Origin of the sequence: Thiomicrorhabdus sp. Kp2 (assembly GCF_000478585.1) — a bacterium.
GTDB lineage: Bacteria > Pseudomonadota > Gammaproteobacteria > Thiomicrospirales > Thiomicrospiraceae > Thiomicrorhabdus.
In genome coordinates this window covers 2,007,255-2,023,103 of record NZ_ARWI01000001.1, presented here as the reverse complement: position 1 = coordinate 2,023,103, position 15,849 = coordinate 2,007,255, and the positions used below count along the sequence as shown (strand labels likewise).

The window sequence follows — 15,849 nt, the reverse complement described above, 5'->3', positions numbered from 1 at the left end:
CTTGTTGAATTTAGGTAAAATCTCAGTTGCTTTGAGAATAACTCAAAGTGAAAACCGTAGAAACAAAAATGAAAAAAGAGGTAAAAACGTTAGATAAAATCACTTAATAGAGACCTTTGCACGAGTCGGGGACGTAAGAAAAACAAGATAGAACTCTTTAGATTTAGGCTAAAAAATACGCATAATAACCAGTTATTGGGCGGATTTTTTAGCCTGAAGATAGAGGATTATAGCCGTTTTTATATGTTCATCGACTCGTGCAAAGGTCTCTTATAAACAGTATGTTAGCTTTTAACATTACATTTACCCAAACCCCATATTAATATTTTTTATATAATAACTGGCTACCAGTTTTACTGGCACTATGAATTTAAGTGAATACAGAGATAAAAGAGATGAAAAATCGTACATTTGATGTCGTAATTGTTGGCGGTGGAATTTCAGGAAGCGCTTTAACTTACATGCTTTCCAAGTACACAAATGTCGGTTCAGTTGCCATGCTAGAAAAATATGGCTCTCTTGCACCGCTAAACTCGCACGCACGTTCGAACAGTCAAACACTTCATTGTGGCGATATTGAAACCAACTATACCTTAGCAAAAGCCAAATTAGTGAAACAGCAAGCTAATATGATTGTGCACTACGCAAGCCAAGTTGAGAAAAACGATTTTCTGTATAAGTTCCCTAAAATGATTTTGGCGGTAGGTGAAGACGAGTGTGAACGCTTAGAAAAACGCCATGAAGAGTTTGCTGAAGCCTTTCCATATATGGAGCTTTGGGATGCTGAGCGTATTGCCGAGGTTGAACCTGCTGTTGCACTGATTGATGGAAAACCTCGTCCAGAAAAAATCATTGCCTCTGGTTGTACCGATGAATATTCAGCCGTAAACTTTGGCAATCTATCAAAGTCATTTATTAATAGTGCTCGAAATGGCAGCACAGAAATCAATGTTTCTTTGAGCAGTGAAGTAGAAAAAATTGCCAAGTATGATGACCACTATGAACTGACCACGCCACAAGGGACTTTTCTGGCTAAATTTGTTGTGGTTTCTGCGGGTGCGCATAGCTTACTACTCGCCAACCAGCTTGGTCACGGCATGGATATGTCCATTCTACCGATGGCAGGCAGTTTTTACTATGTTCCAAAAATGCTAAACGGAAAAGTTTACACCATGCAAAACGACAAACTCCCCTTTGCCGCTCTACATGGTGACCCTGATTTAATCGAATTGAATAAAACCCGTTTAGGGCCAACCGCCTTAGTTCTTCCAAAACTAGAACGTTACACTGGCGGCACTTATTGGGATTTCTGGAAAAGCTTAAAGCTCGATTTCAAAGTCATAAAAGTCTTTTGGAATTTAATGAAAGACAGCACCATACGTAATTATATTTTTAGAAACTTTGCCTTTGAGATTCCAAAAATTCGCCAAAAACTCTTTGCTAAAGATGCCAGCAAAATCATTCCAAGCCTAAAGCCAGAAGATTTGGAATATGCACAAGGTATTGGTGGTTTACGTCCACAGGTGATTGATAAAACCACCATGGAATTAAAGCTGGGTGAAGCGAGTATTGTGCCTGAAGATGAAAACCTCATCTTTAATATGACTCCCTCTCCAGGCGCAACCACCTGCTTAGGAAACGCTTACCGCGATGCACAAATCATTGCCGAGCGTTTAGGTCTTGAACTTGACCGTGAAGCCGTCATTAATGACTTGCTTGGCGGCACCGACATGCCACGCTAAAAGCCACCGTTTATGTCTCAAACACTGCCAGTTCATCTCATAACAGGATTGCTTGGCAGTGGAAAAACCACCTGCTTAAAACACCTTATTCAACAAAAACCATGTAATGAAAACTGGGCTATTTTGATTAATGAATTTGGTGAGGTCGACATTGATGCCAGTCAACTTCAATCAAACCACAATACACATTCACTTAATATTCAAACCGTTTCTGGTGGCTGTATTTGCTGTACCGCACAAATTGGATTAGTAAATACCATTAACCAATTACTCAGCGACCATACCCTTAATTTTGACCGCATTTGGATAGAGCCAACAGGCCTGGGACATCCCGCTAAAATCATTGATGCCATTCAGCATACTCAATTTTTGCGCCCTCTGGCATTGCAAAAAATTGTGTGTGTAGTCACACCTCAACAATTAACCGCTGAACGTTGGAAAAAGTCCGCTGTTATGCGTGATTTGGTGAATTTAGCTGACACCATTATTCTAAATAAATCCGATTTAAGTGATGCTGATGCCACTACAAAAAGCTTGGCCATTTTAGATAACTGCTACCCAAGCAAAAACCAAATAATACCAAGCCAGTATTCAAACGTTTCTCTACAAGCACTACTAGGTGAGAGACCATTTAAACCCTTTACCCTACTCTCTCAAAAAACAGAAAACGACGATTCAGAACATCAACAACAAACTGAGAACCCACAAGCTCCATACCACTCAATAATTGATAAAACCCAAGCTTGTTACATCAGTCAAACCTCAGACCCAAAACAACCATTATTATTAAGCATGGGCTGGATTTGGGATAGCACACTGCAATTTAATCGAGTTAAAATTAAAGCGTTTTTTGAAGAAATTTCACCCTACTTAATTCGTGCCAAAGGCCTAATCAAAACAGGCAACGAGTGGCAGTTGGTAAACTGGAGCGAAGGTGAGCTTAAATTTGAAGATATAGCATGGCGCCAAGATAGCCGCCTAGAATGCCTTTTTAAATCTAATCGATCTAATAGAAATGATTTAAAACTTTCTCCACAACAACTTGAAAAGCAAATTAAAAACACTATAAACAATCTTATGGATTAACCGATAATTTCTATTTTATTGATTAACCCAGCATTTTAGTCAATTATTTGATAGAATCGCACGCTACTTTGAGTATTTACACAAAATCAGTGTTAAATGCTCTTTATAATTATTTCAGTGAGTTATGTTGATAATAACGCTAATGGTACATTAAGCGCCCCACCAAAACTCCACTAAAGCCGAAGGAAATTGCATGACCAAGCACATGCCCGATATCGCGTGTCAACCGCACCATGGCCCACAAGGTAAACTTAACTGGGTAGGAATGAGCGGTATTGAACTCCCAATCCTCGTCAAGCAAGCTCAAGCGAGTGATAGTGATGCGACTGATGTTCGTTTATCATCTAAAGCACAAGCCTACGTCAGTTTAGACGATCCGCATAGCAAAGGCATTCACATGTCTCGCTTGTACCTATTACTAGACCAAATGGCCACACAAGAATCCTTAACACCTCTTCGTGTTAAAGCCATTTTGGATGCTTTTATTGAATCTCACCATGGATTAAGTGCTAATGCATTTGTTGAGTTCAAGTTTGACTATTATGAGCGTCGTCGTTCATTGAAAAGTGATAATAGCGGCTGGAAACACTACCCAACCACATTGCGTGGTGAAGTACGCAACGGTCAATTTGAATGTGAATTATCGATCTCGGTACCTTACTCATCAACCTGCCCTTGTTCAGCCGCACTATCTCGTCAGTTGATTCAAGAAGCGTTTGAAGCACAGTTTTCTGGTAAAGAGATTGATTACAATACCGTGATTGACTGGTTAGGTACACCTGAAGGTATCAATGCAACACCACACAGTCAACGTTCTTATGCTCAAGTCAAAGTCAAAGTGGCTCAAAGTGATCATTTAGAAATTTCTGAACTCATTAACCATATTGAAGATGCATTACAAACACCTGTTCAAGCCACCGTTAAACGTGAAGATGAACAAGAGTTTGCCCGCTTAAATGCTTCAAACTTAATGTTCTGTGAAGATGCATCAAGACGTTTACAATCTAAATTGGATGCTTGTGCAGAGTACCAAGACTTTTGGGTACGCGTAAACCACCTAGAAAGCCTACACCCGCATGATGCAGTAGCGATTGTGACTAAAGGCATTAAAAACGGTTACATCGATGATCCAAACCTAATGGATCCAATGTAACGCTTTAGCATTTCAATAAAGCTTAAAACACAAAAAAGCCGATTTAAGAGTAATACTTAAATCGGCTTTTTTGTATTCAAAACAACCTACCAGGCCTGGTAGATTTTCATAAGTTCAAATACTTGAATTGCATTAACCTAAATTAAGGCAGATACTTTTGAGGCTCATCAAATAATGCCTTACGCTCTTTAGAAGTAAGTTGTTTGATTGGAATCACAATAAAACCAAGCGCTTTATAATCATTAATTTGCGCTAAACCCGAGGCCGACACCTCAACAAAATCGGCAAAATCTTCTTGGCTTAACCCTTTTAAACCAGCGACTGCACCACACACATGCAAACTCACCTCGTCATCACTAACTAGAGAGCTAAATGTTTGATGAAGTAATGTATTATCCACGCTCGCCTTTTTTTGCAATGCAAACTGCTCAGTACCATGCGATACCACGGCCACATCCACATCAGGAAAACGCTGGCGGATAAGTTGAATCTGGTGTTTAACAAATGGCAAGAGTTGCGGCAACACACCTGACTCTAAAGTCTCTATATCAAATACCACCCCACTTGGAGCATTAGACTGAGCCACAATCTCTTGCACTACGGGATGAATATCATACTGAGTTTGTGTTTGCGCCCACGCATTTGTAAAAAATACAAATACACTCAAAAATACACCTAACAATAACGTCTTCATTACTCATCCACCGTTGTATATGCTTAACTAAACCGCCACCATTCATTTTAAAACCACATGCCTATTTAAGCGAATGCATTATTAAACACTTATCTAATGGCGCAGTTAGTCGAAGTATAGTGTGGAAATTGAACGCACCTTATGCCGTTAAATGTTTACCAAGATAGCGCCTCATGTATAAGTAACAACCAAAGTTTTTACCCTTAAAAACCTAGAGAGAATTAAGAACAAATAATGCTTCATGCCTACTTAAAAAAGAATAATTAACGGTAATAAAAAAGCCAATTCAAGAGCGTGTCTTAAATTGGCTTTTTTGAAAGAAATACAACCTGCCAGGCCTGGTAAATTCAGCAATAGAGTAATCAACGAAACAAACCACAAGCCCGTTTATTTGAGTGATTATTTTGAAGCCAATCTAGGCGGCATGAGAGAAGCATAGCACCGCTATGTGAACGAATGCCAACAACGAGTGCCCTACAACAAACCAATAAAATTTGAGTGATTATTTTGATTCAATTCAAGGCAAGTTAAAGTGAAGTTTAGTAAAACTGAACAAACTTTAACTTAACGCAGAAGTGGATAAATCAAACCTGTAAATGATTTGAGTGATTATTTTGAAGCCAATCTAGGCGGCATGAGAGAAGCATAGCACCGCTATGTGAACGAATACCAACAACGAGTGCCCTACAACAAACCAATAAAATTTGAGTGATTATTTTGATTCAATTCAAGGCAAGTTAAAGTGAAGTTTAGTAAAACTGAACAAACTTTAACTTAACGCAGAAGTGGATAAATCAAACCCGTAAATGATTTGAGTGATTATTTTGAAGCCAATCTAGGCGGCATGAGAGAAGCATAGCACCGCTATGTGAACGAATGCCAACAACGAGTGGCTCAAAATAAGCCTCAAATCAGAAGTAACCGTTTTGGATTTCGTTATATATCCTTCTCGCATTATTTTCTGCCGCCTGGTCAAATACAGGGCGATCTTTATACATCGATTGATCCACTGCTTCGGCCTCTTCTACGGTGCCTTCAGCTTCAACAATTGGCTTAATCGCTTTTTGCAGATAACGGAAGTAATCATAAGTCTGTTTTTTTACGGTGGCCATATCGGTTGGTGTACCGTGCCCTGGTATAACCTTGGCGTTTGCAGGAATAGTCTTCATCATTTTGTCGTAGGAAGCCATCCATTCAAAGCTATTGGTGTAGTTAAACATAACGGGCATACGCTCATTGAACGCTAAATCACCTGATAAAAATAAGTTTTTACTGGGTACATACACACTGGTTGAGGCGGGAGTATGACCTGGACCAAAATCAATTAATTCAAAGGTTTCACCACCACCCACATCAATCGTCATTTTTCCGTCAAATACGGTAAATTTGTCGGTGACATTGCGTGCGGTGTGGGTAATCATTTTACCGACTCGTTCACCCCACTCTTGGTATTCTCTGTCAAACGCTCGATTAAACAGGTCATTAGCTTGTGCGCTAGAGTAGAGATTTTTGACCCCTACATCTACCCAATAGCTCGCTCCTAGATAAGCATGACCTTGATTGTTTTCAACGGCTAACCATTTAACAGGCTTATTAGTGATTCGTTTAATTTGTTGGTGAACACTATAAGCAATCGCTGGGTTTGCACCCGCATTAAAGACAAAAACACCGTCTTTGAAAATAATAAAAGAGATATTGTTATTTAGACCAAAGTTGGATGGGTTATGCCAAATTTGACTGCCTACAATGGTATAGACACCATCCATCACTTTAGTGGCTTTAGGAAGGGGTAATTCACTACCAATATAACCCTGCTTTTTAATGACGCCACTAACATCATTTACATAAGCCGAGGTTGCATGAGCAGAAATATCATCGCCCATTGCTTTCAATTCTTGTTCCCAAGCTGCAAAACCCTGAACATATAAATCTTCTTGTGCTGAAGCACTGATACTTAGTGTGGATAAAATAGCGGTTAATATTAATTTCTGCATTTTTTTCACTCCTCTGTTATTAACCCAATCATAACACCAAGCTAATCACAATACTCATCACTAAGTTCTATCTAATGAATGAGAATTTTTATGCTCATAAACATCAAATATCGTAATCGCCATAGCGGCAATCACTGGGCCAAAAAACAGACCAATAACACCAAAATGTAGTAATCCAGCAAAGGTGGATAGCACAGTTATTAAAGTATGATTCGCCACCTGCAAGCCCTCACCTGCCACACCTAAACTTTTGGTTAAACGGCTAATCATTAAAGGTCTGGCGATATTATCAATAACAAACCCTGTAATCACGATACCCCAAAAAGTGATTATCACTGCCGTTAAGTAGTCACCTTGAATCAGTGCATAAATCACAATCGGAATCCAAACTAAAGCGGCTCCCACCACAGGAATAAAGGAGGTAACGGCAATGGCCATTCCAATAAACAGGCCTGGCAAACCTAACACCCAAGACACAATGGCAAATGATACCCCCTGCATCAACGCGATCCCCACCACACTTAGGGTTAACACCGTAGATAATGAGGAAAAGCGATTCATAATCATCAAGTCGTAATAATTTTCTAAGGGTGAAAGAATTTTAATATGGTGAGCAATACTATGCCCATCACGGTAAAAGAAGAACAGCGCAAAAACCGACAAACCTAAAAAGGTAATAAAAGAGGAGGTTGTTCCCAATACCCCCTCAAGTAAGAAAACGGTTGCCTGTTGAACAAAACCTAAAATCTTTTGGGAATGCGCTTTAAGCTGGGCTAAAAGATCAGTTTGTGTTGTTTCTGAAATGGGTAGGTAACCTAAGATAGATTGGTTAAATTTGGCTAGACTTTCGGCATCTTGAGCGCTTAACCAGGCCTGGGCATTACTCATTAGCCCACCTACTTGCAAACTGACTTCTACCAATAAATAGGTCACGGGAGCAATCACGCCCACAAATACCGCAACACTCATAATTGATGCGGCCATGCTTTCTGAGTTTTTACAATGCGGTAATAACTGTTGATAGCCTTTATAACTGGCCGTCGCCAAAATCATCGCAAAAAATAGCGCTTCTAAAAAAGGCGCAAATAACCAAATCAGTCCTAGCAAAGCCAGAACCATTAAAATCATTAAAAAACCTTCCTCATAAGGACGATTGTCACGCATAATAAACCCCATAAAAATAGCAATCAGGAATGAAGTGTACCCTACCATGAATACCGATATTGAAGAAATCATTATTCGCCCAGAAGGCTCCTTACAAATTTTGTCTTACCGTGAAGCCAAACAGCTTTGCGATGTGTCTGATGAGGGTTTAAACGAAATTTTAATGCGTTGTGCTTTAGCGGTATTAAACACAGGCTCAGAGGCCGATAACGAATTGGCACTACTTGAAAAATACCCTGACTTCTCAATCAGTGTTGCGGTTAAAGGTCGAGGTGTTCAAGTAATCATCAAAAATGCCCCACGACATGCATTTGTAGACAACCAACTGATTGTGGGTCTAAAAGAACACCTGTTTGCGGTGATTCGCGACTTAATTTATTCACGAAATGAAGTGTTATTCAGCCAGAAACTTAACCTCAACAGCTCTCATGGCATTACTAATGCAGTATTTCATATCGCACGTAATGCGCAACTGATGAAACCGAATGAATTGCCAAATATTGTCGTCTGCTGGGGAGGCCACTCCATACCAAATGACGAATATCAGTACAGTAAACATTTAGGTTATGAACTGGGTTTGCGTAATCTCGATATTTGTACAGGTTGCGGCCCAGGTGTCATGAAAGGCCCAATGAAAGGCGCCATATTAGGTCACGGCAAACAGCGTTACCAAAATGGCCGCTATATTGGCATGACAGAGCCAGGCATCATCGCTGCCGAAGCCCCTAACGCCTTCGTAAACGAGCTTTGCATTATGCCCGATATTGAAAAACGCCTAGAGGCCTTTGTACGTTTAGGGCATGGCATTATTATCTTTCCAGGTGGTCCAGGCACGATGGAAGAGTTGCTTTATTTACTGAGCATATTATTACACCCAAAAAACCAAGATTTAGCTCTCCCTGTTATTCTTACAGGAGATGAATCAACCCAGGATTACTTTACTGAAGTTATGCATTTTTTAGACGTCACTTTAGGCAAACCAGCGCTTGATAAACTTAAACTGATTATTGACCACCCTCGTGATGTCGCCACTTATATGAAAAAACAGATGGAAGTGGTAAGACAAGACCGCAAAGCGAGTAGCGACGCCTACTACTACAACTGGCGCCTTACTTTAGAATTAGAACACCAACAACCTTTTGAACCAAATCATAAAAACATGGCCGCACTCAACCTATATAAAGACCAACCTATTCACCTATTAGCCAGCCAACTACGTAAAGCCTTTTCAGGTATTGTGGCGGGGAATGTAAAGGCGGATGGAATTAGGGAAATTCAGAACCACGGCCCTTTCGAGATTCATGGCGATAAAGAAATTATGCAAGCCATGGACAGCTTGCTACAAACCTTTGTAGAACAAAAACGTATGAAACTAGATACCAGTGAGTACCACCCTTGTTATAAAATACACAAATAAGCTTTTCACAAAGCAAAACAGACAAATATGATTATCTCGATTCTATTCGAGATTTCTAAACTACCAGGCCTGGTAAAAAGCCTGGTCATAACACTGAGATTTACATGACTTTTGAAGAACTGGATTTAGATGACGTCTTATTAGACGCTATTGAACAACAAAAATACCACAAGCCGACCCCCGTTCAAGAGGCCGCTATTCCCATTCTTATGGAACGTCATGATTTACTAGCAGGTGCTGCAACGGGTACGGGTAAAACCGCTGCATTTGTATTGCCTGTACTGCAGTTTTTGTTAGATGAACCACAACGTAGTAACCAACCTAGAGTTTTATTATTAGCACCAACCCGAGAACTGGCTTTTCAAATACATAAAGTCGTCAAACAACTGAGTACAAATTGCGACTTCCCAACCGCCATTATTACAGGCGGTTTTAAGATGAGTCAGCAAATAGAAACCCTAAGAAAACCTTGTGACATTATTGTGGCCACTCCAGGCCGTCTCGCCAAAATTATGGAAGAGGATGCCGTTAATTTATCAGACATTGAAATGCTGATTATTGATGAAGCCGACCGTATGTTAGACATGGGTCAAGGGCCAACGGTTAGAGCGTTAATAGAAGCCATTCCAGGAGATTTTCAGGCTGGATTATTCTCTGCCACTTTAAGCGGTTCAGGGGTCGCAAAGTTTGCAGACGAAGTCTTAGACAACCCAGAAGTGGTGCAAATTGATGCACCTAATCAACAATCAGTACAGGTGCAACAAGCGGTTTATTTAGCCAATGACAAAGCGCACAAACAAGCTATTCTTACCAGTCTACTCAGTGACCCGAGTTGCCAAAGTGCCATAGTATTCTGCAACAAAAAAGAACGCGCGATTGAAGTAACCGATTATCTACAGTCCCAAAACCTCTCGGCACAAGTTCTACATGGCGACTTTATTCAGGCCGTGCGTTTAGAAAAAATGCAAAAATTCCAGTCAGGTAAAATCAAAATATTAGTGGCTACTGACGTTGCTGCGCGTGGTTTAGACATGTTAAATATCACTCATGTCATTAACTACGACATGCCATTTAGAGGCGATATGTACATTCACCGCATTGGTCGTACTGGCCGTGCTCAACAAGTGGGTGTTGCCATTAATATTGTAGAGCGTCACGATTTACCCAATTTGGAACGTGTTGAATACCATCTACAACAGAAATTGCCAGAAGCAAAAATTGCTGGATTAGAGCCAAACTTTAAAATGAAAGATGCTCTAAAAAAAGCGACTACAAAAAAGAAGCCTAAGAAAAGTACCAAGAAGAGTGCTAAGAAAACGCCCGCTAAAAAAGCGAAAAAGAAACAGTAACTAACGCTTGCCTAAAAATTCAAACCTACCAGGCCTGGTAGGTTTCTTTATGTTTTCTATCTACTATTGGCTTTTAGGCCTCATCCCTTACTGGCATAGTCGATAAATGGTCAAAGTAATGATGTGACAAAGCAATAACCGCTAGTACTGGAACAAACAAACCAATTAAGGGTAAGGTACTCAATAAGAACAGGGCGGCTAATGCATTCGTTGGCGCCCAATTTGTCATTGGTTTTACTTGATTAAACATGGCTTCAGGCAAAATGACCTGCCCTACATCTAACACAATAGAATATCTAAAAAACATAAAGCCAAGCAACCAGAACCACACAATATTCACTAGCGGAATAAAGAGCATAGGGATCGTGACAATAAAGAGTAACAATAACAAGAAACCGTAAACCAATAACTTCCAAATCATACCCAAAATCGTGCCATGCCCCGAATAATCGGTATGCGGATAATGTTTATCATGCACCGCTTTTACCAAGCTATCCGTCATAAAGCCCGTGATAATCATGGCAAAAAGCAGTATGAGGTAACTCCCCAATAAAACCCCCAAAATCCCTGCAATCACCGCAACCACCATGCCTAAAATCCAAATGAGTGCACCGCCAATAAAAGGAATAGCACCAATGGTTTGCTCCGCTTCTTCTGTCCAAACTCCTACTTCAGCAACAATTGGGTTTTGTGTTACAAAATCACTCACCAAGAAAACACCAAAAATACCATAGCCCATTAAAGAGACCAAAATAATGGCGGCCACAAAGGGAACAAACAAACGCCATAAAATAGCGGGTTCTTTTAAATCAGAGAGTGTCTTAAACAGTAAATCAAACATAGTTACTTAATCCAAATAGATTTTATATTGGTGAATTCTCGGATGCCATGCTCAGATAATTCTCGACCATAACCTGAATTTTTCACACCCCCAAATGGCATTCTAGGGTCTGAAAAACTGATGTTATTCACAAACGTCGCTCCAGACTCCATACCGCGTGCCATGGTCTCTGCGGTGGCTAAGTCATTTGTCCAAATAGAACCACCCAAACCAAAATCAACCCCATTGGCAATGCCCAAAGCGTGAGCAGGCTCAGAGGCTTTAATCACAATCGCAACGGGGCCAAAAAACTCTTCATTAAAGGCGGGCATATTACTGGTTACATCGGTCAAAATGGTTGGCGCATAGTAGCAACCAGGCCTGTCAAGTTGGTAGCCTCCAGTGACAATTTTGGCGCCTAACTCAACAGATTCCATTACTTGTTCGTGCAATTCATCCAGTAAATCTTGGCGTGCCATCGGTGCTAGCGTGGTATTTGGATCCATTGGATCTCCAGCCACAAACTTTTCTTCAATCGCCTCTTTAAACTGTGCTACGAAGTCATCGGCAATAAATTGGTCAACAATAAAACGTTTAGAGGCAATACAACTCTGCCCCATATTTTGAAAACGCCCTTTTACCGCGCCTTGAACCGCCTCTTTTATATTGGCACTATCCAATACAATAAACGCATCTGAACCACCTAATTCTAGAACGGTTTTCTTGAGTTCAGCACCTGCAATACTAGCCACTGTACGACCCGCATGTTCACTCCCCGTTAATGCGACCCCTCTCACGGCTGAATGGCGAATCGCATTTTCGACCAAATCAGAACCAATCATTAAGTTTGAGAACACGTGGTCTGGAAAGCCTGCTTTACGAAAAACTTCTTCCATCGCTAATGCACATTGAGGTACGTTTGATGCGTGTTTTAACACAGCAACATTTCCTGCGATAAGCGCTGGAGCTACACAGCGAAAAACCTGCCAAAAAGGAAAGTTCCATGGCATAACAGCCAACACCACACCCAAGGGTAAATAAGCAACATAACTCTTACTGGCATCTGTTTCGATTGTTTCATCGGCTAAGTACGCGGGGCCGTTTTCAGCATAAAAATCGCAAACCCAAGCACACTTTTCAATTTCAGCCTGCGCTTCGTTGATGCTCTTTCCCATTTCTAAGGTTATCAGTTCTGCTAAAGGCTCAATATCATCTCTTAAAACATCTGCTACCCGTTTCATCATCATGCAACGATCTTCAATAGGGGTTAATTTTGACCAATCCTCAAACATATACCCCGCTTGGGTGAGTGTGTACTCTAAGGTCTCTTCATCCCATGTATCAAATTCAATTAATAACTCACCCGTTGCTGGATTTATTGAACGCATTGCCATGAATTTACTCCTTGTTCTACGGTTCTTTACCGTTAGCCTTTCACAGGCTTCTAAAAACAAATAAAGCCGGATAATAACCGACTTACATTGTCATCTTTAATTGTTAGGGAAATACCCATATTGATGCAAACTTACTATTGCCTATACTCTTCAGTCAGCAATAACCTGTTGAGCCCAAGCATTGGCTGCCATAAAGCTTTTGCCAACCTGATTAATACTTAAACCATCATAATGCAAGCTTTCTAAGGTGGAATTAACGCGCTCAATACTCACCAGTACTTTAAGCGCTTCACCCATTGGACCTTCATTATCAACCAATGCCTCGACCAGGTCTTCTGCTAATGGCATTTGTGCCACAATTTTATCAATTGGCGTTTTAAAGAAAGCACCTAAATTTGAGAATAAGCCCACTAAAAAGAAACTGTCTTTATCACTGGAATAGCCTGATGCTTCTGCCAATAACTCACAAAACTTAGCGCGCATTAATGACGTCGTTAATAACTCCTGTGGAACATCTTCCATACTCGACAGCATCAACATATTCACCCAAAACTTTAAACGTTTAATGCCCATATACTTGACGGCATCGGCCACGCTTTCCACTCTAATAGGAATCATAGCAGCTGGATTGTTAATCGCCACCAACAGCTTATGGCTTAATGCCACATCTTGAGAGATGATATCCGAAAGCTCTGCAAAATCCGTATTGGAATCGTTCACTTTTGCTAAAAGTTGCAACAATGTAAGCTTGTTGCCACTCAGTTTTTGCCCGTTAATAATGAGTGGGTTAGTGAAAAAATAACCTTGAAAATAATCAAAGCCAAGCTTTTTCAAATAGAGAAACATCTCTTCTGTTTCTACCTTTTCCGCAATGACTTTGATATTTTTATCTTGTAAATCTGCAAGCATTTTTCTGATTTGAACTTCGCTATGCGATTCTGGATCAATTTTCACATAATCACTAATACTGGCAAGACGAATACTGGACTCATCATCAATAAAATCATCTAGCGCAATGCTCGCACCATCGGCTTTTAACTCTTTTAAATGACGCAATACATCAACATCTTTGGTGATGTTATTGGGTATCTCTAAAACGAGTTGGTAATGGGTATCAAACTGCGGCAATGCGGTTTTTTTAAGAAGTTCTTTGGGTAGGTTTAGTAGCACATTATGATTGCCAACAATCGACTGAAAACCAATATTATCTTCTATCTCTTTTATGAGTTCAGCGGTGGCTTGAAGCGTTTTATTATTAGGATTAATCCCTTGATGAAACTGTAATTCATAAGCAAAGACATTCATATCCCTATCTAAAATTGGCTGTCTTCCAATGAATACTTCTGACATAGTTACACTACCTTATCTATTATTTTTTTAATCAATGGCTCGTTGTAAAGCCTTTTGACTAGCTATTAAACTCATATTAACAAAATTCAACGTAAAGCCAATACAGCAATACATATTTTTACCCGCTAAATAGATGAACCAACGGGCAGCCTACTCCCCACATAGGGGGTATTTAATCAAACACACTAACGGTCAAATAACAGACGATGTCCTGGTGTAAAGTCGGCAAACTCACCTTGGTGATACTTTAGCTCTCCAGAGACAATCGTACTGATTACGCTAGACTTAAAGGTATGCCCTTCCCACGGTGACCACTGGCATTTATATAAATTATGCGCTTTATCGTCCACGTGAGGTTTATTCATGTCCACTAAGACCAAATCGGCCCAATAACCTTCTCGAATATAACCACGGTCTTCAATTTGGTAACGAATCGCCACATTATGCGCTGTCTTTTGAACAATGGTCTCAAGATCAAACACGCCATCATGCACCATATCTAATAAGGCAGACAATGACTGTTGTACCTGCGGTAACCCTGCTGGAGCCATAAAATAACTGTTCTGTTTTTCTTCATCGGTATGTGGCGCATGATCGGTGGCAATAATATCAATCCGTCCCTCTCTTACCGCTTGGCGAATAGCCTCTCTGTCTGACATTTTTTTAATGGCAGGGTTGCACTTAATATAAGTACCGCGTGTTTCATAGTCCTCTTCAGTAAACCACAAGTGATGAACACACGCTTCTGCTGTAATTTTTTTACCCTTAACAGGCCCCGGTTCAAACAAGGCCATCTCTTCGGCGGTAGTTAAGTGCAAGATATGTAAATCGGCCCCCGTTTCTTTGGCAAGCTGTACGGCAAAAGAAGATGATTTATAACAAGCTTCACGGCATCTAATTTCAGGGTGGGCTGACATCGGAATATTATCCCCGTACTGCTCACGATATTTCTCTTCTTGCGCCTTAATCATCGGAGTATCTTCACAATGCGTGGTAATCAAGGTTGGGCTGTAGGTAAAAATATCTCTAAGCGCCTGCTCTCTATCCACCAACATATTACCCGTTGACGCCCCCATAAAGATTTTAACACCGCAGACATTCTTAGGATTTACCTGCTTTAACTCTTCCAGGTTGTCATTAGTCGCACCAAAATAAAACGAGTAGTTTGTCCATGCTTTTTCAGCACCAATTTGGTATTTTGCTTCTAGGTTTTCAATGGTCGTTGTTGTTGGTTTAACATTCGGCATATCCATAAAGCTGGTTGTCCCTCCAGCTACAGCCGCCTTTGATTCAGTAGCAATATCACCTTTAGAAGTTAAACCTGGATCACGAAAATGCACTTGATCGTCAATCATACCTGGCAACAACATCAATCCTGATGCGTCAATCACCTTATCGGCTCCAACTTCAATCTTAGGCGCAATCTTTTGGATTCGTCCATTCTCAATCAATACATCACCAACAAATTGCTTTCCTTCGTTAACGATGGTTGCTTGTGAAATAAGGAGTTGTTGTGAGTGGGTGTTCGAAAATTTCGACATAATGATTTCCTTTAAATTCGACTCAATAATTCAGCCGTTCTGACTCTCCAGCAAGTAAACAAGGAGATTTAACTACCTCTATTTAACTAGCACTGCAAAAAAATGGCCGAATTTGCTTGTTTATTTGCTATTCTAGCTTGATTCA

General features: G+C 40.4%; 12 protein-coding genes. 5 read left to right on the top strand and 7 right to left on the bottom strand.

Annotated features, from left to right (window positions below; all coding sequences use genetic code 11):
• Positions 1 to 395: 395 nt before the first annotated feature.
• The 3 genes from A379_RS09135 to folE2 all read left to right on the top strand — a co-directional run bounded on the left by A379_RS09135 (position 396) and on the right by folE2 (position 3,981).
• Positions 396 to 1,742 (top strand): FAD-dependent oxidoreductase, encoded by a 1,347-nt coding sequence (locus A379_RS09135; RefSeq protein ID WP_040727647.1) that lies wholly within the window; start codon positions 396 to 398, stop codon positions 1,740 to 1,742.
• Positions 1,743 to 1,754: 12 nt separating this feature from the next.
• On the top strand, positions 1,755 to 2,828 hold the full coding sequence (locus tag A379_RS12800) for a GTP-binding protein (RefSeq protein WP_051145129.1): 1,074 nt from the start codon (positions 1,755 to 1,757) through the stop codon (positions 2,826 to 2,828).
• 193 nt (positions 2,829 to 3,021) lie between these two features.
• Entirely contained in the window at positions 3,022 to 3,981 is a 960-nt protein-coding gene (gene folE2, locus A379_RS09125; protein WP_040727645.1) for a GTP cyclohydrolase FolE2, read from the top strand.
• Positions 3,982 to 4,123: 142 nt separating this feature from the next.
• Here the strand turns inward: folE2 and A379_RS09120 are convergent, their stop codons facing one another.
• The 3 genes from A379_RS09120 to A379_RS09110 form a co-directional block, all read right to left on the bottom strand.
• Positions 4,124 to 4,675 (bottom strand): DsrE family protein, encoded by a 552-nt coding sequence (locus tag A379_RS09120; protein WP_040727643.1) that lies wholly within the window; start codon positions 4,673 to 4,675, stop codon positions 4,124 to 4,126.
• 911 nt (positions 4,676 to 5,586) lie between these two features.
• Positions 5,587 to 6,669, bottom strand: a complete 1,083-nt coding sequence (locus tag A379_RS09115) for an MBL fold metallo-hydrolase (RefSeq protein ID WP_040727642.1) — start codon at positions 6,667 to 6,669, stop codon at positions 5,587 to 5,589.
• Positions 6,670 to 6,729: 60 nt separating this feature from the next.
• A complete protein-coding gene (locus A379_RS09110) occupies positions 6,730 to 7,833 on the bottom strand; it encodes an AI-2E family transporter (RefSeq protein WP_040727641.1) in 1,104 nt (367 codons plus the stop codon).
• A 46-nt stretch (positions 7,834 to 7,879) separates the two neighbouring features.
• On the opposite strand from A379_RS09110, the gene ppnN reads away from it, so the two are divergent.
• Both ppnN and A379_RS09100 read left to right on the top strand, forming a co-directional pair.
• The gene (gene ppnN, locus A379_RS09105; protein ID WP_040727638.1) at positions 7,880 to 9,250 is read left to right on the top strand and encodes a nucleotide 5'-monophosphate nucleosidase PpnN; all 1,371 of its coding nucleotides are present in this window, start codon (positions 7,880 to 7,882) and stop codon (positions 9,248 to 9,250) included.
• Between the two features lie 104 nt (positions 9,251 to 9,354).
• Positions 9,355 to 10,599 carry a DEAD/DEAH box helicase gene (locus A379_RS09100; protein ID WP_040727636.1) on the top strand — a complete coding sequence of 415 codons (1,245 nt, stop codon included), beginning with the start codon at positions 9,355 to 9,357 and terminating at the stop codon, positions 10,597 to 10,599.
• A gap of 73 nt (positions 10,600 to 10,672) precedes the next feature.
• Here the strand turns inward: A379_RS09100 and A379_RS09095 are convergent, their stop codons facing one another.
• From A379_RS09095 to A379_RS09080, 4 genes are all read right to left on the bottom strand, one after another.
• On the bottom strand, positions 10,673 to 11,440 hold the full coding sequence (locus tag A379_RS09095; protein WP_040727634.1) for an EI24 domain-containing protein: 768 nt from the start codon (positions 11,438 to 11,440) through the stop codon (positions 10,673 to 10,675).
• Positions 11,441 to 11,442: 2 nt separating this feature from the next.
• Positions 11,443 to 12,813 carry an NAD-dependent succinate-semialdehyde dehydrogenase gene (locus tag A379_RS09090; protein ID WP_040727633.1) on the bottom strand — a complete coding sequence of 457 codons (1,371 nt, stop codon included), beginning with the start codon at positions 12,811 to 12,813 and terminating at the stop codon, positions 11,443 to 11,445.
• Between the two features lie 150 nt (positions 12,814 to 12,963).
• Positions 12,964 to 14,163: an EAL and HDOD domain-containing protein gene (locus A379_RS09085; RefSeq protein WP_040727632.1), complete on the bottom strand. Its 1,200-nt coding sequence runs from the start codon at positions 14,161 to 14,163 to the stop codon at positions 12,964 to 12,966.
• A gap of 185 nt (positions 14,164 to 14,348) precedes the next feature.
• Positions 14,349 to 15,704: a dihydroorotase gene (locus A379_RS09080; RefSeq protein ID WP_040727631.1), complete on the bottom strand. Its 1,356-nt coding sequence runs from the start codon at positions 15,702 to 15,704 to the stop codon at positions 14,349 to 14,351.
• Positions 15,705 to 15,849: the final 145 nt, after the last annotated feature.

Coding starts and splice junctions, on each gene's coding strand:
- A379_RS09135 (WP_040727647.1), top strand. CDS start 396: ATGAAAAATCGTACATTTGATGTCGTAATTGTTGGCGGTGGAATTTCA.
- A379_RS12800 (WP_051145129.1), top strand. CDS start 1,755: ATGTCTCAAACACTGCCAGTTCATCTCATAACAGGATTGCTTGGCAGT.
- folE2 (WP_040727645.1), top strand. CDS start 3,022: ATGACCAAGCACATGCCCGATATCGCGTGTCAACCGCACCATGGCCCA.
- A379_RS09120 (WP_040727643.1), bottom strand. CDS start 4,675: ATGAAGACGTTATTGTTAGGTGTATTTTTGAGTGTATTTGTATTTTTT.
- A379_RS09115 (WP_040727642.1), bottom strand. CDS start 6,669: ATGCAGAAATTAATATTAACCGCTATTTTATCCACACTAAGTATCAGT.
- A379_RS09110 (WP_040727641.1), bottom strand. CDS start 7,833: ATGCGTGACAATCGTCCTTATGAGGAAGGTTTTTTAATGATTTTAATG.
- ppnN (WP_040727638.1), top strand. CDS start 7,880: ATGAATACCGATATTGAAGAAATCATTATTCGCCCAGAAGGCTCCTTA.
- A379_RS09100 (WP_040727636.1), top strand. CDS start 9,355: ATGACTTTTGAAGAACTGGATTTAGATGACGTCTTATTAGACGCTATT.
- A379_RS09095 (WP_040727634.1), bottom strand. CDS start 11,440: ATGTTTGATTTACTGTTTAAGACACTCTCTGATTTAAAAGAACCCGCT.
- A379_RS09090 (WP_040727633.1), bottom strand. CDS start 12,813: ATGGCAATGCGTTCAATAAATCCAGCAACGGGTGAGTTATTAATTGAA.
- A379_RS09085 (WP_040727632.1), bottom strand. CDS start 14,163: ATGTCAGAAGTATTCATTGGAAGACAGCCAATTTTAGATAGGGATATG.
- A379_RS09080 (WP_040727631.1), bottom strand. CDS start 15,704: ATGTCGAAATTTTCGAACACCCACTCACAACAACTCCTTATTTCACAA.